This window comes from Pelosinus sp. sgz500959 (assembly GCF_042610375.1).
GTDB lineage: Bacteria > Bacillota > Negativicutes > DSM-13327 > DSM-13327 > CTSoil-075.
Genome location: NZ_JBGJZL010000006.1, coordinates 42,412 through 67,703 on the forward strand (window position 1 = coordinate 42,412; position 25,292 = coordinate 67,703).

Sequence of the window (25,292 nt, forward strand, 5' to 3'; positions counted from 1 at the left end):
CTCCCTTTCATCAGATTTATCACAAAAATGTCAAAGTGATAGACAACATATTTTTACATCACCTTATCATTTGATTGTTTTGGTGTCCCATTTTGAAATTTATGCCAAAATATTTGAAGTTTATCCATGAATATGTACATTTGCGGTACAACGATTAAGGTAAGGATCGTTGAGGTGATCAGACCGCCAACTACAACAACGCCCATCGAAGAACGTAATTCTGCACCAGTTCCCCAACCAAATGCTACAGGCAACATACCAAGAATCATGGCAGCAGTCGTCATAAGGATAGGCCGTAGCCGTACAGTACCTGCTTCTAGCAATGCTTCTTCACGCGACAAGCCCTCACGCTCTCTTAGGGTATTGGTATAGTCAACTAACAAGATGGCATTTTTCGCTACCAATCCCATCAACATAATGATACCAATCGCACTCATGATATTAATGGTCTTACCAGTAACCAACAAACCTAAAATTGCACCGATCATTGCAAATGGCAGCGATAACATGATTGTTAAAGGATGAATAAAACTCTCAAATTGTGCTGCTAGTACCATGTAAATCAAAACAATAGCAATGACTAATGCCCTAGAAATTTCTTTAAAAGAATCGTTCATTGTACGAGTTGAACCAACAAATTTATAGTGATAACCAAAAGGAATATTCATTTCCGATAGTTCTTTTTTGGTCGCATTAATAATGTCACCTGCAGAAACACCTATATTATTAGCATATACAATGATTTCCCGTTGGCGATCCTCACGGTCAATTTCCGTAGGTCCAGAGGAAAATTTAATTTGAGCAATATCTCCAATCCGTACCTGATTGCCAAACTTTGTAGTGACTCGTAGATTCCCAACATCTTCAGGGCGGGACCGAAGTTCATCTTTCAGTCGGATTTTTATATTATAATCCTTATCACCTACCCGATACCGATTGACGGTAACATTACCTGCAAATGCCGTTTGTACAACATACCCGACAGTATCAGCACTAACACCAGCTTGACCAGCCTTAGCACGATCTAAAATAACTTGAACTTCAGGTTCATAATCACTGGCGGAAGTATCCACATCCGATGCGCCTTCTACATGACGCAATCGTTCAGCAAGTTCTTGTGACAACTGCAATAAGACATGCATATCATCGCCTTGAATACCAACTTGAACTGGACGATTATCGCCTCGGCTACCACTGGTTGAGGAAGGTATAACTGCAATTTTCATACCAGTATAATTACGGAATTTCATACGCAATCCATCCATGATTTCCATCATATTTCTGTTGCGTTCACTGGAATCCTTCAATTTAACCCCAACTAAAGCTTTATTAACAGGATTACGACCATACCCAATATTCAAGAAAGCCGTTCTTGTTTCTGATAAGGACAATACTTCCTGTTCAATTGGCTGGGCCATTTCTTGCATTTTTTCAATGGATGTACCCGGCGGAGCTGTCAGATAAATATTAAATTCACCTGAATCATAAGTCGGTTGAAATTCAAATCCTAAAAAAGGAATAAACATAAAATTGACAACTAAAGATGCAACCGCTATACCAACAATTAATAGAGGATGCTTTAATGACCAATGTAAAAATTCACGATAATTATCACGAATAAAATTAAAACTATTTTCCCACTTGTCTAACCACTTTTCTACAATATCATTTATTTTTCCCCACGCTCCAGTTCGAAGGGGAGCCACTTCTCCTGGTGGGCGTAACCAACGTGCTGCTAGCATAGGAGTTAATGAAAATGCTACAAAGAGAGAAAATGCTACAGCGAAGGCTACTGTTAGTCCAAATTGGCGGAAGAACATACCAATGACTTCCCCCATGGAACCAACTGGTACAAACACCGCTAAAATAGATAAGGTGGTTGCTAAAACAGCTAAGGAAATTTCAGCAGTCCCTGAAAGCGCTCCTTCTGCTGGCGATACTCCTTTTTCAATATGACGGTGAATATTCTCTACAACTACAATCGCATCATCAATGAGAATACCAACAGCCAAACTAAGGCCCATTAATGACATATTATTTAGCGTGAACCCACAGACTTTCATCAGAGAGAATGTAGCGATAACGGAACAAGGAATTGCAAGTGCACCAATAAGAGTCGCTCTGGTATCACGTAGAAATAAGAAAACAATGAATACTGCTAAAAGTCCACCTATGACTAGAGAGTTTTCTACATCTTCCACATTACTCTTAATGTATAAGGAACCATCACGAACAATGACGACTTTAACATCGCTAGGCAATTCTTGTTCAATTTTTTCCATTTCACTTTTAACAGCATCTGATACAGCAACAGTATTTGTTCCTGATTGTTTCTGCACTGATACAACTACGGATGGTATTCCACCAGTCCGAGCATATGTACGTTCTTCCTCAAAAGAATCTCGCACATCAGCCACATCCCGTAATAATACCACTTGATTTTTTTGTGTGGAAACGGCAATGCTACCGACTTCCTCGACGGTTTGAAACTGTCCTAGGGTTCGTACAACAATTTCATAACCTTTTTCTTTTAAATAGCCTCCTGGTGTATTGGCGTTCGCACTATTGACAGTAGCGATGATCTGATCCATTGTCAGACCATAAGCATCCAATTTGCGAGGGTCTATTTTAACTTGAATCTCCCGGTCACTTCCCCCAGCAATCGCTACATCACCGACACCATCTATCTGTTGTATACGCTGTTTTACGATATCATTGGCCATTTTGCGAATTTCACCACGTGGCCGTTCTTTTGAAGAAAGACTATAGTATACAACTGGCGATGCCGTTACATCATAACGTTGGGTTACTGGTTCATCAATCTGATCTGGTAGATTTTTACGGATACCGCCTACTTTTTCCCGTACGTCAGCAGCTGCCATACGCGGATCAGTACCGAGGACAAATTCAATGGTAATTTGACTCATACCGGCCCTTGAAATTGAAGTAATTGCTTTAATACCGGCAACAGCACTGGCTGCATCCTCAATGGGTTTAGTCACTAGACTCTCCATCTCTTCTGGTGATGCCCCACTCCAAGACACTTGTACAGAAACTAAAGGGAAATCTACGTCTGGCATCAAATCAACACCTAAGCGTGGAAGTGAGGATAGACCAAAAACCACTAGTACAAATACTAGCATTGTTGTAAAAACCGGTCGTTTGATAAAGACCTTTAGAAAGCTCATAGTTGACCAGCCTCCCGGGTGGCTGTTACTTGTACTTTAGATCCATCACGTATCGTGTTTTGACCTTTTACAACAATTAGATCTCCAGGATTTAAACCCGATAAAACTTCTGCCCAACCATTGCCAATATAACCAACCCGGAGCTTACGTTGTACGACTTGATCGTTGGATAAAACAAATACGGTTTTTTGATCTTCAAATAAAACCAATGCTGATTCAGGGACGACTAAAGCATTCATATGTTCTTTACCATTAGCCATTACTTTCGCAGTAAGACCTGAGAGCAACGTATCTTGACTATTATCAATACTAACTTCTAAAGTGAAAGTACGAGCAGGCACCGCTGCTGCTGGTACAATTTTGGTAATTTTTCCATTAAAAGGTTGGTCAGATAAAGATTCAACTAATACTTGAGCAGGATCACCTAATTTAACTTGGGTGATCTGACCTTCCCCAACTGTTGTTTTTGCTAACATCACGCTTGTATCAGCAACAGTAAAGATTGGAGTACCAGCTTTAGCATAATCTCCAGCCTGTAGATAACGTGTCATAACCGTACCTGCGTGTGGTGTCACAATATCAGTGAATCCGAGCCTAGATTGTTGATATCCTAAGTTACCTTGACTCGCACGCATTTGCCCCTCTAAGCTAGCAACTTTAGCCATAGCAGCTTCATATTGTTGCTGGGATAAAGCCCCTTGCTCTACCAGCATTTTATTTCTAGCTAGATCAGACTTGGCTTGGGCTAGGTCCGCCCCAACAGAATATAGCGTCCCTTGAGCCTGGGACACTTGCGCGGCAAATTCCATGTTCTCTAGTTTGCCTACGATTTGACCTGCCGCTACTTTTTGTGCTTCATCAGTATACAACGTTTCAATACGACCATCCACTTTAGGACTGAGATCAGAATGCCATACAGGTTCTAATGAAGCTGTAAAAGTAAGCAATGGTATAATGTTTTTATTAAAGGCTGGCATTACCTCAACTGTTAAAACTCTGCCGCGCGTCATTGCTGCCGCTTTGTTTTTTGCGTCGTTCATGTTAGTAAAAATGCGAAAACCAATGAATCCTAGAATGAACACAATTGTAATAGTGGTAACATAAATAACCTTTTTTCGTTTCATTAATAGTCTCCCTTTCTTCTAATAAGTCTTCTTGCATTGAGTACCTAATTTTCTGCCGACTGAAAGAACTTTTTTTCAAATTGCAACTAAGTATACTTTATTCTATTAAAAGAAGAAATTTCCTGTATCCCTTTCTATAATTCCATTTATATCAAACATTTTTTTAATTGTAGTATGCCAAATCAAACTCTTAGTTTTTCTTTTACTTAAAATCAATGCAGTATTTTCTGATTGCAATAACAAATAGCCTATCGTTTTTTTATCGATAGGCCATTTTTAATCTAATTAAATTTTCATATAATGTACGATTCATTACACTCATACTAAAACTTATCGTTCTATCATTCTGCAACATCCAAATATTTCATCAGCATCACTTCGTTACCTTGCTGATTATAAATAACCTGATCTGTTCCTACTATCATGATTGGAATTCCACGTCCCCGATCTTGATCAATCAAATTTAAAAATACTTGTTCAAGTCCAATGGCAATATTTTTCTTCACTGCGCCATTCCCATCAAAACCGCTACCACTATCCTTGACCCGCATGACTAATATGCGCCCAATCTTATTGATTTTCACACGTACTTCAGCACTCACCCTTAAAGCGTTGGCGATGGCTTCCCCCAAAGCAACTTCAACTTTAGGTCTTTTTTGTCCAGTAATCTCATTTAATAAATAATTAATTCGTGAACGAATTTGTCTTGTATCATTCTTACTTGAAAAGTTTAAAAATATGGGAAACGATTTTAGTCCTGTTATCTGCACGCATAGGGCTGAACAATCATCATCACTCTTATTTTCAGCAATTCTTGTAAGGGCATGACTAATACTTTCAAAGTCATGAGAGTAATCAACGACTTCCTCAGATAATCTTTCATAAATACCATCTGTCATGAAATAAAAAGTATCACCATTTTGAATTGGAATTGTCACCATACCAAAATTAGGATGTGGAGTTACACCAAAATAGATGCCAGGTATCGCAACAAGACCAGAGTGTTTTTCTGATGAGGTCAACATATAATTGATTCCACCAGTTATACAAGTAAGCTGCTTTTCTTTAAAATCAAAGGTGAAGGCCATAATCGCAACAAAAGTTGTATCATTCAGGTACTCTATCAACCGTTGATTAATTTTTGCGACTTTATCTTGAGTCCACACTTTTCCATCACTTATGGCTTCATTTAATAAACTGTTTACTGCTGTACTGTACAATGCCGTAGCGATACCGTGTCCCGTAACGTCAATCAAATAACCATTAAGACGATTACCATCAGCAGACCAGTGATAACCATAAAAATCACCACTAACCATCATGAGAGGATTAAAAATACCACGCACAATTATTTTCTCATCTTGATAATCTTCTGGTAACATTGATTTTTGTACGTCAGCAGCCAGGACTAGTTGCTCTTGAATGGTTGCTTGTAATTTACGCTCAGCAGTCACATCATGATAAGAGAGCATTAATAAATTTTTGCCTCGATAACGAATAAAAGAACCTGTCCGTTCGGCATGAATCGTTTCTTGAGCAATGGATTGATAACGCCTGATACTAGACTCTAAGATTCCACTATCCATCTCTGATGAATTAAGTGCTTCTAATTCGCTACTATCGAGCAATCCAATCTCAATAATTGAATGATTTGCAAGTTGCTCTGCGGGATAACCGAACATTCTATCAAACGATTCATTTGTCTCTACAATTTTTTTTGAATCAAATTCAACAATGACAACAGCTTCAGATGACTGCTGAAGTAATGCTTCATAACGTTCTTTTTCCTCTTCGAGTGCTTCTTGAATTGCTTGCCGCTCCATAATTTCTTCTTCTAGTTTCTGATTCATATCCTGAAGTTTTTTTGTACGATCAATCACTTTATTCTCTAACTCATTCGTTAATAAGCTAAGAGATTCTTGTGTTGCCTGCCGCTCTACAATCTCTTCTTCCATTTTGGCATTCATATCTTGCAAGTTTATAGTACGTTCAGCGATCATAGCTTCTAGACTGTCATTCAAATCTTGCAATGAATCTTGGGCAGCCTGCCGTTCCATAATTTCTTCTTCTAGAATCGAGTTTATATCCTGTAATTCCAAGGTGCGCTCCATCACTTTGTTCTCAAGACTAACGCTCCAAGCTAAAAGTTTTTCTTCGGCTTGTTTTTGTACAGTAATATTATGATTAATTTCCAGTATTGATATTGGTTGCCCTTCTGCATTTCGTCTTAGTGTTTGATAGCTCTTTACAACTATTTGCTGACCATTTTTAAGAGTATGAGTAAGTTCGCCTTCCCAATTCCCTTTATTCATCAGCTCATCCATTATTTGCTCAAGCGAGTCTACAAAAATTGTTTGGAGCAAATCATGTGTTACCTTTCCAAGAGCCTCAGCAACAGTCCAGCCGTAACCAATTTCCGCCCCATGGTTCCAGTAAATAATTCTACTATCTAAATCACGTACCATAATATAGTCATACGCCAAATCTAACAACTCAGCTTGCTCTTGAATCCGTCTCTGTGCGTTACGTTGTTGCGTTATATCGTGCAAATAGACGGACAATCCATTTTTCCCTGGATAAACATGCACGTCATACCAACATTCATTGTGGAGTACTCCTCTGATCTCACCATGAAAAGAATGTTTTTCTTGTATCGCCTGAAAATATGCAAGTTGCTGTTCATCCATATCTCTCATCGCATAAAATTCTAAAATATTCTTTCCAAGAAGTTGCTCCGATGGTATGCTAAATATTTTTTCTGCTTCCTTATTAAGATAAATAAAGATCAGATCATTATCCAGTGCAAAAAATCCATCAGAAATACTCTCTAATATTTCATTTCTTTGCCCATCAATTACAGCTAAGTCTGCTGTTTGCTCTCGTAATTTTTCTCGGGCTTGATGCATCACTTCGCAAATGCCAGATACGATTAACGAACTAACAATAAATAAGAACATACCAAATAAATCTTTGGTAGAATTAATAACCAAAGGGCCTCCTAGAGGTTCTATAAAAAAGTAGGATGTGAAAAGTGCCGAACCAATCGTAGCAATTAAACCAGAAAAAAATCCGCCATAAAGTGCTGCTAGTGCAACAGCAGGAGAAAAAGTAACATAAGCCAAATCTTTACCAAGTATCTGCATGAAGACGATTCGAATACCGATCGCTATACCAATGCAAAGTATGGCAAAGGCTACTCTTTTCCACCTTGGAGTTCTTGCTCGATTCCATATCATCAAGTTCTCTCCTTTTTGTTTGACAGTTACTAAAGTTAAATAGTGTCATTATTGGGTGGGTTTTCTATTCTTCTATGCCAAAGACTGTCCCTAGTTGAGTGATCTCAAATAAGTCTTTTACCCCCCCTTTTAATCGTTGCAATGTAACTTTCCCATCTAATTTGGTAACTACTTTTTGCACTGCCAAGAACATGGCAATACCAGCACTATCAATGTAATCAACATTTTCCATATCAATTAAAAAGTTTTTATGACCTTTGGCAATACAATCCATCAGCTCTGGTCTCAACCGATCAGCATCTTCAGTATGTATCGCTCCCACCAGAAAGACCAATACTCGATTTTCTTCAAAAAAAATCTGTTTTTTCATTGAATATTCCCCTTATTCATAATCTCGTGCTCCCTCAGATAAAGAAAACTAGATTCAGATGAACTTTTAATTCTTACGTGTGGAAGTTAAAAGTCTCAGAGCGACTCGATCATCATATAAAAACTTAATGATATCCTCTTCTGGGACTGGTCTACTAACGATATATCCTTGAATCCGCTCACAATTACACTGAACCAAATAATCAATTTGTTCCTGCGTCTCTACACCCTCAGCCACAACTGTCATATTCATGACATGAGCCATATCTACAATCGTTCTAATAATGGCTTTCGGTTCCTTATCACTTCGTAGCATATCAATGAAAGATTTATCTATTTTCAAAATATTAACTGGCAAACGTTGAAGATAAGTTAATGATGAATAACCAGTACCAAAATCATCGAGTGATAAACGAACACCAATCGTTTTGAGTTCATTAAGAATGTCAATCGTCTCTTCCATGGAATCGATCAAAGCATTCTCAGTAATTTCAAGTTCAAGCTGACTGGGCTCAATATTAGCATTTTTTAATGCTTCACGTACAAACTGTACAAATTGTCGATCTCGCAATTGATGAGGCGATACATTCACTGCAACATAAAGATTTCCCCAGCCAGAGTCCACTAAACGTCGAGCAAATCGGCATGCTCCTTCCAAAACCCATTTACCGATCGTAAGAATCAATCTGCTTTTTTCTGCTAAGGGAATAAATTTTCCAGGAGATATTGATCCATGCTCCAAGCTATTCCAACGTAATAAGGCTTCAAATCCAACAATCGAAAGATCACTTGTATTAACCTGTGGTTGGTAGTTTAGTAATAATTCTTTACGTTCAATTGCATGACGCAAACTATTGGTTAACATCATACTTTCATAAGTATCTTTGTGCATAGCGGCTTCATAAAAGCGCCAACAATTTTTACCAGCTTTCTTGGCTGCATACATTGCCATATCTGCATTTTTAAATATATCTTCAGCCGTATTTCCATCATCGGGATAAACAGCAACTCCAATACTAGCTGACAACTGAAAGCGTACTCCAAGAGTTTCAGATTCTTTATACAAAACTTTTATAAGTTGATCGGCGATTGTAGCTAAACGTTTGCGGTTACCTTCGTCATAGAGTATAACGATAAACTCGTCTCCTCCAATGCGAGCAACACAAGCATTTTCACCCACTTCTGATAAAATATAAGCCCCTGCAAGAATAATGACAGCATCGCCTTTAGAGTGTCCGAAAGAATCATTAACCATTTTTAAATCATCTAAATCGATAAATAATACAGCACCTGAGAGATTATTGATTCGCGCTTTCTCTATTTCTGTTCGCATTCGTTCATTGATATATGCACGATTAGGAAGTCCTGTCAAAGAATCGAAATAAGCAATCCGCTGAATGTCCAGGCTTTTTTCAATTAATTCTTGTTGTGATATCTGACGTTCTATGATTTCATCTTGTAATGAAGTACTAAGCTTTTGTAGTTCATTTACCGTTTCCACCAAATTCTGATCACATAAATTCTCGGCTTTTTTTACCCTAGAAATATCTGTTACGAAAGCAACATTTATCTTGCGTCCATCCGGCCAACTAATCACTTTAGCTTCAGCAAAATAGTAACGGTCATGCACTTTATCATATCGTTCCCATGTTAAGCATTCATTTTCAAGACTAACTTCTCTGCTAGGGCAATTAGGACATGGAGCAAATTTCCCAAAAAGTTCATAACATTTTTGACTAACTGCTCTTTCCCCCCATAATTCATCGATTGCTTTGCTTCTGTATATTAATTCATATGTATCCGTATCTATAATATAGACTAAACTACTAATACCTGTAGCTATACTTTCTAAGATAGCTTGATTCGTCTGACTGATTTTAGAATTGTTTTTTATACTATCTTGGCTTGTTGTACTAAGATCAATAATAAGTTCAGACCTTCTCAATTGATCCTTATTGCCTTGATTACTATTCATATTGTTTACACCACCATTGGTCAGACTTTTCGTTATAACACCAAAATATTAAAAATAGCTAGGTACTCCGACTCCTTACAGCAGAATGAACCTCCTGTTAATATTTGTTATTTTAATTGCTAAAACGTGAATGTATTTATAGAAATTCATTCGACATGCTATGACAGAATCCTTTAAAGATTCATATTATTTTCATGTAAATTTAACATTTTTTACCATTTGTATTTTAAACTAATATATGAAAAAGTTCTACTTCTCACACCGATCGAGAAGTAGAACTTTTTCATATACTAGGAAACACCTTATACCACAAGCTAATAAAAGTTGTTTTTTATTAGCTGAGTACTGCTAAATTAGACCAGAATTCTTTAGTTTGCGTAAGATCTTTATATACAGCTTTCTTTACATCAACTTTTACTACAAGAGTTTTATCTTCTCTCATCATACCCAGTCCTTCGACGTAATTTTTTGCACTTACTTGTTGTTTAAGCATTTTAAACATCTCCTTTAATTTCGTATCTATGATTTTCTATCGTTATATCTCTCATCTCTGTTTCTCTGTCTTTATTCTAAATCGAATTGCTTCATAAGTAAAATATATAATTGTCATCTTTACTATGAGAAAAAGAGATAGTAAACTATAAGGGAGGTGTTTATCATGGAGATTCGACATTTAGAATATTTTGTTGAAGTAGCTCGTCAAAAAAGTTTTAGTAAAGCTGCTAGTATAACTCACGTATCACAATCAGCAATTAGTAAAATGATAAAAGATTTAGAAACAGAACTCGGAACTTCCTTATTTAATCGCACTTCCAAGTATGTCCAATTGACAGATGCAGGTATTATTTTTTTAGATCAAGCACAACAGGTCGTAATCATGTTTCATAATCTTACCACTGAATTTGAAAATAAAATTAAACTGGAAAAAGGGAAAATTTTTATTGGATTACCTCCGATCACTAGCTCCACCATCTTTGCTGAGCTATTAGGAGAATTTAAAAAGAAATATCCCCAAATCGAAATTAGCCTATCCGAATATGGATCAAAAAAAGTAGCACTTGCAATTCAAGACGGAACACTAGATACTGGCATTATTTGCGTAGCACCAGATAATCAACAGTTTGATTCCCTTTCTTTTTCTAAAGACCCCCTTTGGGTCATTGTTTCCTCGCAAAATCCTCTAAGTCAGCTACCTTCAATTGATCTAGCATCATTAGCAAATGAATCTTTTGTTTTATATAGTGAAGATTTTAGCCTACACGATGAAATAATCAATCAGTGTAAAAATGTAGGTTTTTCTCCTAATGTTATTTTTGAAACCTCCCAACGGGAGCTTATGACCCAAATCGTAGCCGCTAATTTGGGGATTGCTTTTTTACCAAGTGCAGTATGCAAAGAATTAGATGCAAATCGTATTGCCTCCGTTCCCTTAACCCAACCGCAAATCATACACAATATGTCTATTATATGGAAAAAGGGGCGTTTTCTATCTCATGCCGCTCGCTTATGGCTACAGTTTGCCGAAAATTATTTTACCGCTAATGAGAGTACGCGATGAAATTTATTAAACCTTCACACTAACTAAAAACCTTCTCCTTATTTTTTAAAAGGAGAAGGTTTTTATTGATATGGTAAACGACTTCTTAAAATTCACTCAAATAACTCTTTGACGTTTTTCAATTCTTTACGAATTTCAATCCCTTGAGGGCAATGACTCTCACATTTTCCACATTCTACGCACTTAGATGCGGGTGCCGCAAGTTTTGACCAAATCCCATACCTCTGTTTTGCTGCAGGAGTTGAATCAAAAACCCAATAGTCATTGTAGGCTGAAAAACATCCAGGAATATTTATACTGACAGGACAAGGCATACAATACCCACAAGCTGTACAATTTACTTTTATTCTTTCTGTAAAAATCGTCTTTACGTCATCAATTAATTCTATTTCTTTTATAGTTAATGAATTCTCATGTGCTTCTTGAGCCACTTTGATATTTTCTGTAACCTGATCCATAGTCGTCATACCACTTAATACAACAGATACTTCTGGGTGATTCCATACCCATCGTAAACCCCATTCTGCTGGTGTTCTTTTTACATCAGCTTGAGCAATGACATCTTTTGCTTCTTGTGGAAGCCGAACAATATTACCACCTCGAAGAGGTTCCATAATGACAATGCCCAGACCCTTTTTCCCAGCATATTCTAAGCCTTGCTTGCCGGCTTGATATTCTTCATCCAAATAATTATATTGAATTTGGCAGAATGACCAATCATAATAATCTACGATTTCATTGAATAATCCAGCTTGATCATGGAAAGAAAATCCGGCATATTTAATTCTTCCATCTTTGATTGCTTGATCTAAAAACTCAGAAATGCCAGCTTCTTTTAATACAGGCCAAACATTGGCATTCAGTGAATGTACTAAATAGAAATCAATTGTATCCGTTTCAAGACGTTCTAATTGTTCATTTAAGTACTTGTCCATATCTTCTCGTGTTTTAATTAACCAGCTAGGAAGTTTCGTCGCTAACTTAACTCGTTCTCGGTATCCATCTTTTAAGGCTTTAGCAACAAAAGGCTCACTTGCTCCGCCACTAGTAAAACCAGTACCGTGATAAGGATATGCAGTATCCACATAGTTGACCCCAGCATCAATGGCACACCGAATCATCTCTATGGCCTTATATTCATCAATATTGGTAGGATCGTTACCGATAATAGGCAATCTCATACAGCCAAATCCTAAAACTGAAACCATTTCATTTGTCTTTCCAAACTTTCTATACAACAAAATAATCCCACCCTTTTTTAAATACTTTCGTAAACTCTAGAATATCCCTTGTTATTCATATTTCGATAACTTTCGAATTAATAATAACTCATTCTACTTTTCCATGTCAAGATCGATTTTACAATAAATTCATGTACTTTTCCTTCTCATCGACAAGATACTCACATGAATTTCATATTTTTATGCTCCGTGTGCTTTCATAAAAAGTCCAATGGCTAATCCAAAACCAAGGATAATGATGCAAACACGTAATATTTTTTCATTCACCCGCTTGAGTGCAAAAGCTCCTAGCTGCCCACCGGCGATAGAGGCAATCGAAGCGATCATCACTTGCGTCCACGCAACATCTTTCGAAAAAAGAAAGATCAAAACGGCAGAAGCATTCATCACGCCAGCTAATACATTTTTAGTCGCTCCTGCCTTACGTACATCCAAACCTGCAATCGTCAATGCTGCTAACATTAAGATGCCAATTCCGCCACCAAAATAACCCCCATAAATTGAAATACCCAATTGGGCAAAACTAGCTCCTATAGGCCCTAAAGGCTTAGAATTTTCCTTAACTTTTCTGAAGAAACTTCCCCACAAAAAAACAAAGGTCGCAAATAAAACCAACCACGGTATCAAAAATTCAAAAACAGAAACAGGCGTCACTAATAAAAGAATAGCACCCAAAACCCCACCAATTAGACTAATGACAAACAGAGCTTTAAACGATAATTGAGGTAAATCTGAAACATTTTTTCTCCCAGCAAGACCTGTTGTAATCTGCCCAGGGAAAAGTGCAACCGTTGACGTGATATTCGCTGCCCGTGCATCTAATCCCGTCAACATTAACGCTGGAAAAGTAAGAAATGATCCTCCACCAGCTAATGCATTTTGGACACCTGCGCAAAATGCTGCAACAAAAAGAATAACAAAGGTAATCATAATTTAAAACAGCACCTCATTTACTACTTATTTTTCAACACTTCTTACCTCAGCATTCTTACGAGGCAAGTATGATCATAAACTAATCAGCTATTTTTCCTTTCGTCAGACCACAGTTGTACATAAAGTGTAACATATTTGGAATAATTAAGCATTAATCAATACCTTTTTTAGGAAAAATGAGAATAGGAACTTCATTTCATACAGAATATCCATCCTGAGAAACGAAGTTCCTATCCCTTGTTTGATACTGCTCTATATTTCGATTATAAAAGCCCAATTGTTGTACAAATTCCATAGGCAACAAATGCTGCAACAAACGGACCAAGAATAGGTACCCAAACATATTCCCAATTCGAACTACCTTTAGTAGAAATCGGCAGGATTGCATGCATAATACGAGGACCGAGATCACGAGCTGGATTTAAGGCGTATCCACTTGGTCCACCCAAGCTCAAACCCACTGCCCAGATACACATGGCCGCTAAATAATTGCCGAAACCTGGTGACATACCAGCACCTGTTACTAATTTACTACCAAAAGCAGTAAGACAAATAAATAAGAATGTCGTGGAGATAATTTCACAAATGAAAGCAGCCATGTCATTTTTGATCATTGCACCAGTCGCGAAGGTCCCTAAAATAGCGCCTTTATCTTCTGTAACTTCCCAGTGAGGAAGATAAGCCAACCAAGTCATCGCTGCACCAAGCATAGCACCAGCGAGTTCAGCAACCATGATGGGAATCGCTACTGGAAGCGTATAGGCACCTGCAAGTACTTTGAATAAAACAAGAGCTGGATTTAACTCTCCTGCACCACCGAGAGCATTACTAACAAAAGCGCCCAGCATGACGGCAAATGCCCATCCTGCTGTGATTGTAATCCAGCCGCCACCTAATACACTTACATTTGCTCTTGATTTATTCAAATTAACATTTGCACAAACCCCACATCCAAAAGTCATGAGAACCGTTGTACCCACAAATTCAGCTACTACGATTGACATTACTAATCCCTCCTTATATTCGTGTTATATAGATTTTGAATATTTCCATTTTTCTATATCTTGCACACCCTTATACCATGTTCACCTCCTTCTCATTTTATACAAGATTTTATCACTTATAATTACTAACTATATAATGCAATTTTTATGCCAACATTTTAATTTAGAATGAATTTCTCATGATATAAGATTTCACGCACTTTACTGCTCATTGAGCATGGCAAACCTTATTTTCCATAAAAAAATTGTGGAGAATTATTCCCTGTTTCGGGGAATAATTCTCCACTGATGAAAACTTCTTCTTCATGTAACCTATATATTAATTATCCATTACCAATTTTTTTATCAATTCCATACTTTTGTGCCTTAGCGGCCACTGTTTTATGGGTTATTCCAAGAACTTTACCTGCTGCAGTATAGCTTCCATATTTATCTAAAGCAGCCCTTATAATTTGCTTTTCATATTCTTCTAAAAGAAAAACTTCGCCTTGAATAATTGAAGTGGAAATAGTTTCTAAATGATTCTCTGGATTTTCACTTGTATTTTGATGAATAGACAAAGGTAAATCACTTAATTCGATATAGCTCCCATCTGCAAGAGCAACAAATCTTTCAATAATATTTCTAAGTTCTCTGACATTACCTGGCCAATCGTATTTTATTAATGCATCCATGGCAGAGTTCTTAATTCCCTGTATCTCCTTACCAAAATCTTTATTAAACTTTTTTAGAAAATGATCTACTAATAATGGAATATCATCTTTTCGCTCTTTCAATGGAGGTAAAAATAAAGGTATCACATTCAAACGATAATAAAGATCTTCGCGAAAACGTCCCTCTTTCACCATCAATTCTAACTCTCTGTTGGTCGCAGCAACGACTCTAATATTAACAGTGATCGTTTCTTCTCCACCAACTCTTTCAAAATTACTCGTCTGAAGCACTCTTAATAATTTTGTTTGCATTGCAAGATCCATCTCACCAATTTCATCTAGAAAAATTGTTCCATTATTAGCTAATTCAAATTTGCCTAACTTTCTTTTTATTGCTCCCGTAAAAGCGCCTTTTTCATGCCCAAATAGTTCACTTTCCAATAAATTGATAGGAATCGCTGCACAATTTATCTTTACAAATGGCTCCTTAGCTCTAGGACTTGCCAAATGAATCCCTTCAGCAATGACTTCTTTTCCCGTTCCGCTTTTTCCAATAATTAAAACAGTTGATTGAACTTTAGCAGCTTTGGCAGCCAAAGCGATGGTATTTAAAACAGCTTCGTTCATACCAATAAATTTTTCAAACGCTGATCCAATTTTCATTTTTCGAATAAATTTTTGTTCTAAAGATTCGCCCACATATTTTTGTGGATGCCAATTTGCCTCCTTTTCTTTGGATAACATTTTTTCTAAATTTTCAGTTTTTATTTTTAATATTTTTAGTTTTTCTTTTAAAGAGTTTATTTCTCGTTCATCTTTAATGACTAAAATTGAACCTAGTAATCGATTATCAGCGACAATTGGATTTACGATCGATACTAAGGTTTCTACAGTACCAATCCCGCTTATTCTTCCAACAATTTGTTTTCTCGCTGCTAAGTCTTTACATTCCATCACATTCGGAATGACATCATTTATATATCTACCGATTAATCGCTCATTGGGTTGATTGACAACGCTCGAAAAAAAATTATTTACAAAGGTAATATAGCCTTCTTTATCCACAATGCAGATACCATCATCGATCATATCGAGCATCACTTTAACATTCCCACTTAGCTCCTCACCTAAAAACTCTGCGTGATTTCTCTCACTCCCATTAATACGTTGATCCCCTTCCAGAAAATTAACCATTTCTTGCACTGCTTGGTCATTTTCTGGCTTTCTGCTTGAAATATATAGGACTTCACCTTTTTTTACATTTAATCTGACGATCGATCCAAAATCAGTGCAAGATACATTTTCATCCTTCTTATAACTTATATCAATTTCAGTTTTATATTTTTGCTGCAACTGGTATGCCTTTTGCACAACCATGACAGTAAAAGCAATATCTAATCCATCTGCATGTTTTATGAGTGCCTTTTGCATATATGTCCTCCCAAAGATTTTTAACAATCAAAAATTACTACTGTCACCGAATCATGACAGTAGTAACCTATTAACACTTAATACTCATTCCAATTATATCCATAAATCAATTTTACCGTCAATACTTTTTTGTTATCCAAATGATTCTTTAAAACTCTCTTCAATACAAGCTCCATACAATCTCCTCTATGAAAGACTAATCTTAAAGTGATTGATTAGCCTTGCAAAATTCAATCCCATCTGCAAAATCTTTAGGAAGTGGAGCCTCAATTGTAATTTCTTGTTGATCCTTTAGACGTAAAAAAGTGATTGCACTTGCATGCAAGGCTTGACGTTTCATATAAGATGAACGTATTCCATACATACCATCACCAATAATCGGATACCCTAGATGGGCTAAATGAATACGAATTTGATGGGTTCTTCCTGTATCTAAGGTCAGCTCTAACAGAGAAGTATCAACATAGTTGTGAATGGTTCGGTAATGTGTAATGGCTTGCTCACCTTGTGGATGGATTGCTCGACGGTTGGGCAAAGTCGAATGAGCACCAATTGGTGCATCAATGGTCCCTACGGCAGGGCTAACAATTCCTTTCACTAAAGCCCAATAGATACGTTTTAATGTTCGTTCCTTTAGTTGCTGTTCTAGAATGAATTGACTACGGGAATCTTTAGCGAAAATGATGCAACCTGAAGTTTCTCGATCTAGCCTGTGTACTGGCCGAACAGTAGCCACTATATTCCGTTGCTGTAAATCATAAGCTAGGTAATTAGCCAGTGTACCCTTCCTTGTTTGACCAGTAGGATGAACCAACTGATGTGATGGCTTATTGATAACTAGCATATAAGGATCTTCATAGAGTATTTCAATAGCCCCTTCTTCGGGCTGGACTCCATAAGCCGTATCCTCGGAGTTAAGAACACGTAAAGTATCACCAAGTTTCACTTTCTTCTGTAGAAAAACAGGTTTGCCATTTAATAAAATCCCTTTTTGTCGAGTTAATTTTTGAATCTTTCTACCAGAATACTGCAAAATTTGTTTTAAATAGGTTTCAAGAACTAAGCCCGCATGTTCTTGAGGTACTTTATATGTAGTAAATGATTTCATTCTTAGGCCTTCCTTTTCCAGTGATAAATTTTATGTATATCTTAATCCTATTGGCGAAATCAAATGATTCAGCGTGATAAATTTCTTTTTCATGATTAATCACCAGTTCTCTTTTATCAATAGTATATCTCAAATGAGATGTACTTACAAAATACATTTAATGAATTTGCTTACTAAAAATAATCAAACTAACTTGATTAAAATTCTTGACAAAATATAGTAGCTATGGGATTATTGATTCAAACAATCGTTTGTTTTATTTATGTATTAATAACTAATTTAACTTAAAAAGGAGTTATGATAATGAAAACAGATACCCAAACAAAGTTGATTGAAATTGCAATCCCCCTATTCGCACTCAAAGGATTTGCTGGTGTATCAGTTCGTGAAATCACCGATGCAGCTCAAATTAATGTCTCTGCAATTTCTTATCATTTTAATGGCAAAGAAGGGCTCTATCAGGCAGTTTTAGAAGAACAGTTAACCCCTTTGATGCAGGCCTTGTACTTAGCAGAAAATGATGATTCTCTCTCCCCGATTAAAAGACTTACATTCTATGCCGATCAAATTTCTCAAATTCATGCCCAACGACCTTTTTTATCTCGCTTTATGATCAGCGAAGCTACTACTCCCACTGATTATGGCGGACCAATTATTGAAAAATATCTTTCCCAAGTGCACCAATTTATGCGGAATTCACTCCAAGAAGGCATTACATGGGGTGATTTTCGACCTGACTTAAATATTACTTATGCCGCTGTTTCTCTCGCTGGAATTCTAAATTTCTATTTTATCACCAAACCTCTGCTACAAAAACTGACTCCCTTAACAGAAAATAGTAATAAGGAATATACAGCTCATGCCTTTCGCATTTATCTGCACGGCATCGTAAATAACAGCTAAGCTAAGAATGATCTTGTTCTATTGGCTGATTCGATAAAAATATAATGATCAAGCTAAGAGAATTCATTTCTTTCTATTCAAACAAACATTTGTATTAATTTTATGAAAATCCTTTTAAAAACAATTCATATGAGGATTGCTCTTGTGGTACTTATCTCACACAAACTCAAATAATTATGAAAAGGTGATACTATGAAACTGACTACAAAATTCATTAAAATCTTCATTGTGATTTTACTCATTCTCGGCGGAACTGGCACCTACTATTATTCACAACGCGGTGAAGTATCAACAGATAATGCTGTTATTGATGGTCGAACTGTTATTTTAAGCCCAAAAGTACAAGGTTATGTGAAAACCTTATCGATTCACGACAATCAACTTGTTAAAGCTGGCGATATTTTACTGGAAATTGACCCAACGGATTATATCGTTCGTCGCGACCGAGCCAAAGCCACATTAGCCGCTGCACAGGCAGCAGCGAATGCTTCTCACAGTAATTTGGAAACAACCACAGTTTCTGCACCATCTACCGTTGCTGGTGCACAAGCGCAAGTTATCTCTTCAGAAGCTACTTGGCAAAAAGCAGTCAGTGATCGTCAACGCATGGAAAGTTTATTTAACGCCGGAGCCTGCTCCCGACAACAACTTGATGAGGCAATTGTAGCAGAGAAATCCTCACGTTCCAACCTAGATAAACTGAGAGCTGATCTTCGTTCCGCCAATACAGCCCCCAGTGTAATTGCATCGGCAAAAAATACCAGTGAACAATTGCTAGCTCAAGTAAAACAAGCCGAAGTTGATCTCACACAAGCAGAAAATGATCTGGCAAATACTAAAATTATTGCCCCTATGGATGGCTATATTACTAAACGTAGTGTAGAGATCGGCAACTATGTTCAGACAGGGGCGCAACTCGCCTCATTGGTTGGAACAGATTTATGGGTTATTGCCAATTTTAAAGAAACACAGTTGGAACATATGCGCCCTGGCCAATCTGTCGACATCCGCATTGATGCCTTTCCCACTATAAAGTTACAGGGGAAAGTAGAGAGCATACAAGCAGGAACAGGAAGCCATTTTTCCCTCTTTCCCGCAGAGAATGCGACTGGAAACTTTGTGAAAATTGTGCAGCGCATTCCCGTGAAAATTGTGTTTAACAACCTGCCAGATGAATCTCTTCATTTAGGACTGGGTATGTCGGTAGTGCCAACCGTATTTACTGAAGGCGTAGACTTAAAACATGAGTGAGATTGCATCAACACCCTCTAATCCCCTTCTCGTATCTACCGCCGTTAGCCTTGCTGCTTTCATGGAAGTATTAGACACAACAATTGCCAATGTTGCACTTTCCCATATCGCCGGGTCAATTGGTGCTAGTGCAGAGGAAAGTACGTGGGTGCTCACTTCTTATCTTGTCGCTAACGGCATTGTCCTTCCACTTTCTGGTTGGTTATCTAGTCTCATGGGACGTAAGAATTTTTTTATGTTTTGTATTATAGGATTTACTGTGAGTTCGATTCTATGCGGTATTTCAAATTCCCTACCAATGTTGATTATCTTTCGCTTATTACAAGGCTTAGCAGGCGGCGGACTACAACCTACTCAACAGGCCATTATCAAAGATAGTTTTCCTCCCGAAAAATTGGGGATGGCATTTGCTATCACAGGTGTGACGACGGTTTTAGCCCCTATACTAGGGCCCACTTTAGGCGGTTATATCACTGATAATTTTAGCTGGCGCTGGATTTTTTTCATGAATGTTCCCGTCGGTGTATTAGCTGTTTTTCTCGTCAAGTTCCTTGTTCAAGATCCGCCTGAGGCCCAAAAGAAACAAGTCGATTCCATTGATTATATTGGCCTTAGTTTGATTACTCTAGGTCTTGGAGCATTACAAATCATTCTAGATAAGGGGCAACAAGAAGATTGGTTTGATAGTTCCTTTATTATCCTCTTCACTTTTATTGCAATTTCCAGCCTATCATTGACAGTTTTTTGGTTATTAAGGCAGAAAAATCCGATCGTGAAAGTAAGACTTTTTGCCCTTCCTAGTTTCGGTATGTCTTGCCTGATGATTTTCTTTGTCGGCTTTGCCTTATATGCAAGCGCCACCTTATTACCCATGCTCGTGCAAGCAAATTTCGGATATGATTCGACCTTATCTGGACTTGTACTTTCGCCAAGTGGAATAGCCACCCTATTGATGATGCCTGTCGTTGGAAAACTTGTAAGCATCATTCAATCTCGTTATCTCATTTCCTTTGGTATGTTGATGACCGCGGTTGGTATGTGGGCAACTGGACTTGTCACACCACAGACTGATTATAATACCTTTGTTTTTGTGCGCATTTTACAGACAATCGGTATCCCTTTTCTATTCGTACCTGCCAGTACTCTCGCTTTCTCAAAAATTTCACCAGAAAATAGCAGCAATGCCTCTGCAATTGTTTCTCTCATGCGCAATCTTGGAGGCAGCATTGGCATCGCCCTTGTCACAACCATTCTTGCACAAAGACAACAAGTACAACAATCCAATCTTGCACAACATTTGACCAATGCCGATCCCGGATACCTCAGTGCACTTTCGACTTATACACAAGAAATGATCAGTCTTGGCGTACCTACAGTTCAAGCATCAACATCGGCTATGGGACAAATTTACAAAGAACTTCTCCATCAAGCTAGCATTCTAGCCTACAGGGATGTTTATAATTTCGTCGCTAGTATCTTGGTAATTTTAGCTATTGTCGCCTTGTTTATGCCAAGTAATAAACCACAGAAAAAAGGTGCTCCAATTGAATCCCATTAAAAGAAAGAACAGCTATAGATTCTAATATGTATAGCTGTTCTTTCTTTATTTTTGGTGTTCTTTAAAATACTAAATACTTATATCATGGAAGGTTAATTTATTTTTACTATAATCCCGATTCTAAACAAATTTATAATATTGAAAGTATATAGTAGAAATAAAATGGAGAGTGATAAGCCATGAACAGCAACTTAATTGATTTCTCAAAGTTTATACCTCATGAAAAAGAGACGATAGACAGTGAAGCAGCTAAAAAATATTTCATTAGTGAGGTTTTACCTTACGTGTCGATAGCTAGTTTGCAAAGGCTAATCACAGGCAATGCTTCTGATAATACACAAGTAGTACGACTAGAAATAATGAGAATGTTTGTTGAATCCGAGTTAATGAAACCAACTACAACAAATATGAATAGTTTAAAAAAGTTTTTTTCCCAGCCATAGACTCTATCAAAGTAAATTAAAGAACCAGTACTATCTCCATCATTTGATGATAGTACTGGTTCTTTATTTTTTTATGCAACTAACTTACTTTTTCTTCTTTTATTGGAAGATTGACCAGTGCTGCCAAAGCTGCTAATACGATATCTGCATACCACATCCATAAATAATTCCCATCATGAGCCATGGCAAGTCCCCCGAGCCATGCCCCCAAGAAACCTCCAATTTGATGAGTCAGTAGTGTTAAGCCAAAAAGTGTAGCCAAATATTTCGTACCAAAAAGCTTTCCGACAAGACCAGCAGTTGGTGGTACTGTTGCTAGCCAAGTAAATCCCAAAGAAGCAGCAAATATATAAAAAGTCAGAGGAGTTTTAGGAGCAAGAAGATATAGGCCAATCATGACAGCACGACTGCCATACATAACAGCCAATATATATTTCATCCGATAGCGTGAACCAAGAGATCCAGCAAATAGGCTACCTCCTATATTGAATAAACCAATGAGCGCCAATGAAGCAGCAGACACACTTGCAGAATGACCACACAAAGCAACTTCCCCAGGCAAGTGAGTTACTAAAAATGCAATATGAAAACCACATGTAAAGAATCCTGCATGCAAACATAAATAGCTAGAATTGCCCATGGCTTGGCGAATTTGCTCGACTAGCCCCCCTGAATTTTCTTCGGAAATAAGGACCTTATCTGACGGTCGATCACCACTAAGCATGGAAGCGAGAGGAATTGTAAGAAGTGTCGTTGCTGCCATAGTAAGCATGGCAGCAACCCAGCCAAATCCACTAATAATAGCTTGTAATAAGGGTGCAAAGATAAACTGTCCAAACGAACCACCAGCATTTATAAAGCCACCGGCAAACGCACGGCGCTCTGGAGGCAGTTGGCGAGTAGTAGCACCAATCAATATGGAAAAGCTTCCCGCCCCTGCCCCTGCTGCACTTAAAATACCCATAGTGAGTAATAAAGACCATTCTGAATTTATCAAAGGAGTCAAAGCTAGTCCTCCTGCAAGCATAAAAGCACCTATGATGAGAACGCCATAAGAACCTTTTTTATCAGCAATAGCTCCAAATATAGGCTGAGCCAACCCCCAAACAAACTGCCCTACAGCAAGAGCAAAACTAATCGAAACAATCCCTAATCCTGTAGATGTATTGATCGGTGAAACAAAAAGTCCAGTAGATTGTCTAGCCCCCATAGTAATTGCTAAGATTGCTGCTGAACTTAGCATGATAACCCAGGCTGAGCGAGTTGATTTAGTTTCCATCCTTGTCTCCTTTATTCCTATTATGTAAATTATGTACAATTGCTACTTACTTATTATAAAACTCACTGAAGATTTATGTAACTATATATCCACATATAACTGCCAAAGAGTGTATATGCACTTAGTTTATCGTTATCATAACCTCTTCAGCCCTCCCTGTCAATGTCTTCAAAGAGCTAAATGAATAAAAATTCAAAGTTTTACATAGTATGAGTGTATCGTTTATAAAAAAAAGTATTAGCATAATGCCAATACTTTTTAACTACATCTTTAATTTATGTACATCTTGCTGTAATTCTTGAGCCATCATCGCAAGATCATGACTAAAACTTGCAATTTCTTGCGTCCCAGCCGACTGTTCTTCCGTCGCCGTTGAAACAGTTTGGGTCTGTGCTGATATCTCTTTACTTTCTAACTCAATGTCATTGATTACTGAAGAAACATGTTGACTGGCATCTGTCATTACATGAACAGCCTTTGAAATTTTCTTTATTTTAGTTGACAACTCTTGCACTTGAGCGGCAATATCATTAAAGGATTGGCCTGTTGCAATGACAACCTCAACACCGATCATTGCTTCACGCGTACCATCATTCATGGCATTCACTGCACGATCTGTTTCAGATTGAATTGACTCTATCAATTTAGAAATTTCTCCAGTTGCCCCTTGAGACTGTTCGGCGAGCTTTCGCACTTCTTCAGCGACTACAGAAAACCCTCGGCCTTGTTCACCTGCTCGAGCCGCCTCAATAGCCGCATTTAAAGCTAAGAGATTTGTCTGTCCCGCAATATTAGAAATGACATCAATAATTTGACCAATTTCTCTGGAGCGATCCCCTAAACTGCGAACAACTTCAGCAGAATGATCAACAGTATTACCAATCGTGTTCATCTGATCAATAGCTTTCTTTACGTCTGCATTTCCTTGATAAGTCATTTGAGTCGTTTTTCCAGACATAGATTCAACGGATGAAATATCCGTAGAAATCTCATCAAATGTGACTAACATATTTTCAATAGAAATAACGGCATCTTGTATATTTTCCTCTTGCTTTACCGTTGCGGCTGCGACTTCACTCATTGCCATTGAGACTTGGTTAGTCACTCGACTACTTTGCTCTGAAGTTGCATTTAACTCTTCTGCATAAGTAGCAACGTGCTCAGCGTTTGCCTGCACACCTGATACCATTTCACGCACAATATTCACCATATACTCAAATGATTTTATTAATTCTCCAATCTCATCATTTGAATTGATCTCTGCCTTGAAACTCAAATCATCGTTTTTCATATGCTCAGTTATTTTCAAAATGGGTCTTATAATATTCCGAGCCAAATAGACTCCGAAAGTAATACTTAGTACAATCGCCAGTATAGAAACAATGACGATAATCTCAATTACTTTGCTCCCTATCTGCTGAGCTGCCTGCTTTTGCTGAGCAGCTTCTTCTTGTTTGAGTTGTACTAACTGGTTGAATACCGTTTCCAACTCTTTGCGTGTTTTACGACCATCTCCAAAGGATAATTTCTTTGCTTCATCAACTTGTCCTGAATTATAAACATCAATTACTTTATAATTCATTTCAGTAAAACGAGTATGAGTTTCATTAATTTTATTTAAGAGAGCGATTTCTTCATTATTCTCCATCATTCCTTGAATAAAAGAAATTCGTTTCTTAATCTGATCTGCTTTATCACCAATTTCTTTTTTAAATTCTGGCCCGGCAGTCAATAAAAATCCCCGCTCATCATTTGCCTGTCCGGTAAAATAATACTGTATTTCTCGAAGATAAATAATGGTAGGATCTGATTGATTAGTGACCACTCGATAAGCAGATTCAATACCTTTGAACCCATATAATCCAGTTAACGTTACTACTATGATGAATAAGGATACGACTACATACCCAAGAATCAATTTTGTTTTTATTTTCAAGTGAAGAACCTCTTTTTTTATTTTACTATTTCCCCTTACATGTATCACAATCACACAACGGGGAATTGGGAATAACTCAATGATCATTGGGTTAGATTAATA

At 37.4% G+C, this 25,292-nt stretch carries 18 protein-coding genes; 5 read left to right on the top strand and 13 right to left on the bottom strand.

The genetic code is table 11. From position 1 onward, the window contains the following. Positions 1-53: 53 nt before the first annotated feature. The 6 genes from ACAN52_RS10815 to ACAN52_RS10840 form a co-directional block, all read right to left on the bottom strand. Positions 54-3,188 carry an efflux RND transporter permease subunit gene (locus tag ACAN52_RS10815; protein ID WP_378954773.1) on the bottom strand — a complete coding sequence of 1,045 codons (3,135 nt, stop codon included), beginning with the start codon at positions 3,186-3,188 and terminating at the stop codon, positions 54-56. Then, positions 3,185-4,312 (bottom strand): efflux RND transporter periplasmic adaptor subunit, encoded by a 1,128-nt coding sequence (locus tag ACAN52_RS10820; protein WP_378954774.1) that lies wholly within the window; start codon positions 4,310-4,312, stop codon positions 3,185-3,187. Before ACAN52_RS10820 ends, ACAN52_RS10815 begins: the two co-directional genes overlap by 4 nt. A gap of 341 nt (positions 4,313-4,653) precedes the next feature. Then, on the bottom strand, positions 4,654-7,548 hold the full coding sequence (locus tag ACAN52_RS10825; RefSeq protein WP_378954776.1) for a PAS domain S-box protein: 2,895 nt from the start codon (positions 7,546-7,548) through the stop codon (positions 4,654-4,656). A 64-nt stretch (positions 7,549-7,612) separates the two neighbouring features. Continuing rightward, on the bottom strand, positions 7,613-7,918 hold the full coding sequence (locus tag ACAN52_RS10830) for an STAS domain-containing protein (protein ID WP_378954778.1): 306 nt from the start codon (positions 7,916-7,918) through the stop codon (positions 7,613-7,615). A gap of 66 nt (positions 7,919-7,984) precedes the next feature. After that, a complete protein-coding gene (locus ACAN52_RS10835) occupies positions 7,985-9,892 on the bottom strand; it encodes a putative bifunctional diguanylate cyclase/phosphodiesterase (RefSeq protein WP_378954779.1) in 1,908 nt (635 codons plus the stop codon). Positions 9,893-10,226: 334 nt separating this feature from the next. Further along, positions 10,227-10,385, bottom strand: coding sequence for a hypothetical protein (locus tag ACAN52_RS10840; protein WP_378954780.1), 159 nt, complete (start codon positions 10,383-10,385; stop codon positions 10,227-10,229). 165 nt (positions 10,386-10,550) lie between these two features. Between ACAN52_RS10840 and ACAN52_RS10845 the strand changes: the two genes are divergently transcribed. Then, on the top strand, positions 10,551-11,450 hold the full coding sequence (locus tag ACAN52_RS10845; RefSeq protein ID WP_378954781.1) for a LysR family transcriptional regulator: 900 nt from the start codon (positions 10,551-10,553) through the stop codon (positions 11,448-11,450). Positions 11,451-11,542: 92 nt separating this feature from the next. On the opposite strand, the gene ACAN52_RS10850 is transcribed toward ACAN52_RS10845, so the two are convergent. The 5 genes from ACAN52_RS10850 to ACAN52_RS10870 all read right to left on the bottom strand — a co-directional run bounded on the left by ACAN52_RS10850 (position 11,543) and on the right by ACAN52_RS10870 (position 17,820). Then, on the bottom strand, positions 11,543-12,688 hold the full coding sequence (locus ACAN52_RS10850) for an aldo/keto reductase (RefSeq protein ID WP_378955051.1): 1,146 nt from the start codon (positions 12,686-12,688) through the stop codon (positions 11,543-11,545). Positions 12,689-12,871: 183 nt separating this feature from the next. Next, on the bottom strand, positions 12,872-13,621 hold the full coding sequence (locus tag ACAN52_RS10855) for a sulfite exporter TauE/SafE family protein (protein ID WP_378954782.1): 750 nt from the start codon (positions 13,619-13,621) through the stop codon (positions 12,872-12,874). Between the two features lie 266 nt (positions 13,622-13,887). Next, positions 13,888-14,628 (bottom strand): MIP/aquaporin family protein, encoded by a 741-nt coding sequence (locus ACAN52_RS10860; RefSeq protein WP_378954783.1) that lies wholly within the window; start codon positions 14,626-14,628, stop codon positions 13,888-13,890. A gap of 323 nt (positions 14,629-14,951) precedes the next feature. Beyond that, entirely contained in the window at positions 14,952-16,712 is a 1,761-nt protein-coding gene (locus ACAN52_RS10865; protein WP_378954784.1) for a sigma 54-interacting transcriptional regulator, read from the bottom strand. 202 nt (positions 16,713-16,914) lie between these two features. Beyond that, positions 16,915-17,820 carry an RluA family pseudouridine synthase gene (locus tag ACAN52_RS10870; protein ID WP_378954786.1) on the bottom strand — a complete coding sequence of 302 codons (906 nt, stop codon included), beginning with the start codon at positions 17,818-17,820 and terminating at the stop codon, positions 16,915-16,917. 303 nt (positions 17,821-18,123) lie between these two features. Here ACAN52_RS10870 and ACAN52_RS10875 point away from each other — a divergent pair, with 303 nt between their 5' ends. The 4 genes from ACAN52_RS10875 to ACAN52_RS10890 all read left to right on the top strand — a co-directional run bounded on the left by ACAN52_RS10875 (position 18,124) and on the right by ACAN52_RS10890 (position 21,975). Next, the gene (locus ACAN52_RS10875; RefSeq protein ID WP_378954787.1) at positions 18,124-18,723 is read left to right on the top strand and encodes a TetR/AcrR family transcriptional regulator; all 600 of its coding nucleotides are present in this window, start codon (positions 18,124-18,126) and stop codon (positions 18,721-18,723) included. Between the two features lie 192 nt (positions 18,724-18,915). Continuing rightward, entirely contained in the window at positions 18,916-19,974 is a 1,059-nt protein-coding gene (locus ACAN52_RS10880) for an HlyD family secretion protein (RefSeq protein WP_378954788.1), read from the top strand. After that, complete coding sequence (locus ACAN52_RS10885; RefSeq protein WP_378954789.1) at positions 19,967-21,532, top strand: DHA2 family efflux MFS transporter permease subunit; 1,566 nt, start codon at positions 19,967-19,969, stop codon at positions 21,530-21,532. Before ACAN52_RS10880 ends, ACAN52_RS10885 begins: the two co-directional genes overlap by 8 nt. 179 nt (positions 21,533-21,711) lie before the next feature. Then, a complete protein-coding gene (locus ACAN52_RS10890; protein ID WP_378954790.1) occupies positions 21,712-21,975 on the top strand; it encodes a hypothetical protein in 264 nt (87 codons plus the stop codon). Positions 21,976-22,054: 79 nt separating this feature from the next. On the opposite strand, the gene ACAN52_RS10895 is transcribed toward ACAN52_RS10890, so the two are convergent. Both ACAN52_RS10895 and ACAN52_RS10900 read right to left on the bottom strand, forming a co-directional pair. After that, a complete protein-coding gene (locus tag ACAN52_RS10895; protein ID WP_378954791.1) occupies positions 22,055-23,254 on the bottom strand; it encodes an MFS transporter in 1,200 nt (399 codons plus the stop codon). A 262-nt stretch (positions 23,255-23,516) separates the two neighbouring features. Next, positions 23,517-25,190: a methyl-accepting chemotaxis protein gene (locus ACAN52_RS10900; protein ID WP_378954792.1), complete on the bottom strand. Its 1,674-nt coding sequence runs from the start codon at positions 25,188-25,190 to the stop codon at positions 23,517-23,519. Positions 25,191-25,292 lie beyond the last annotated feature (102 nt).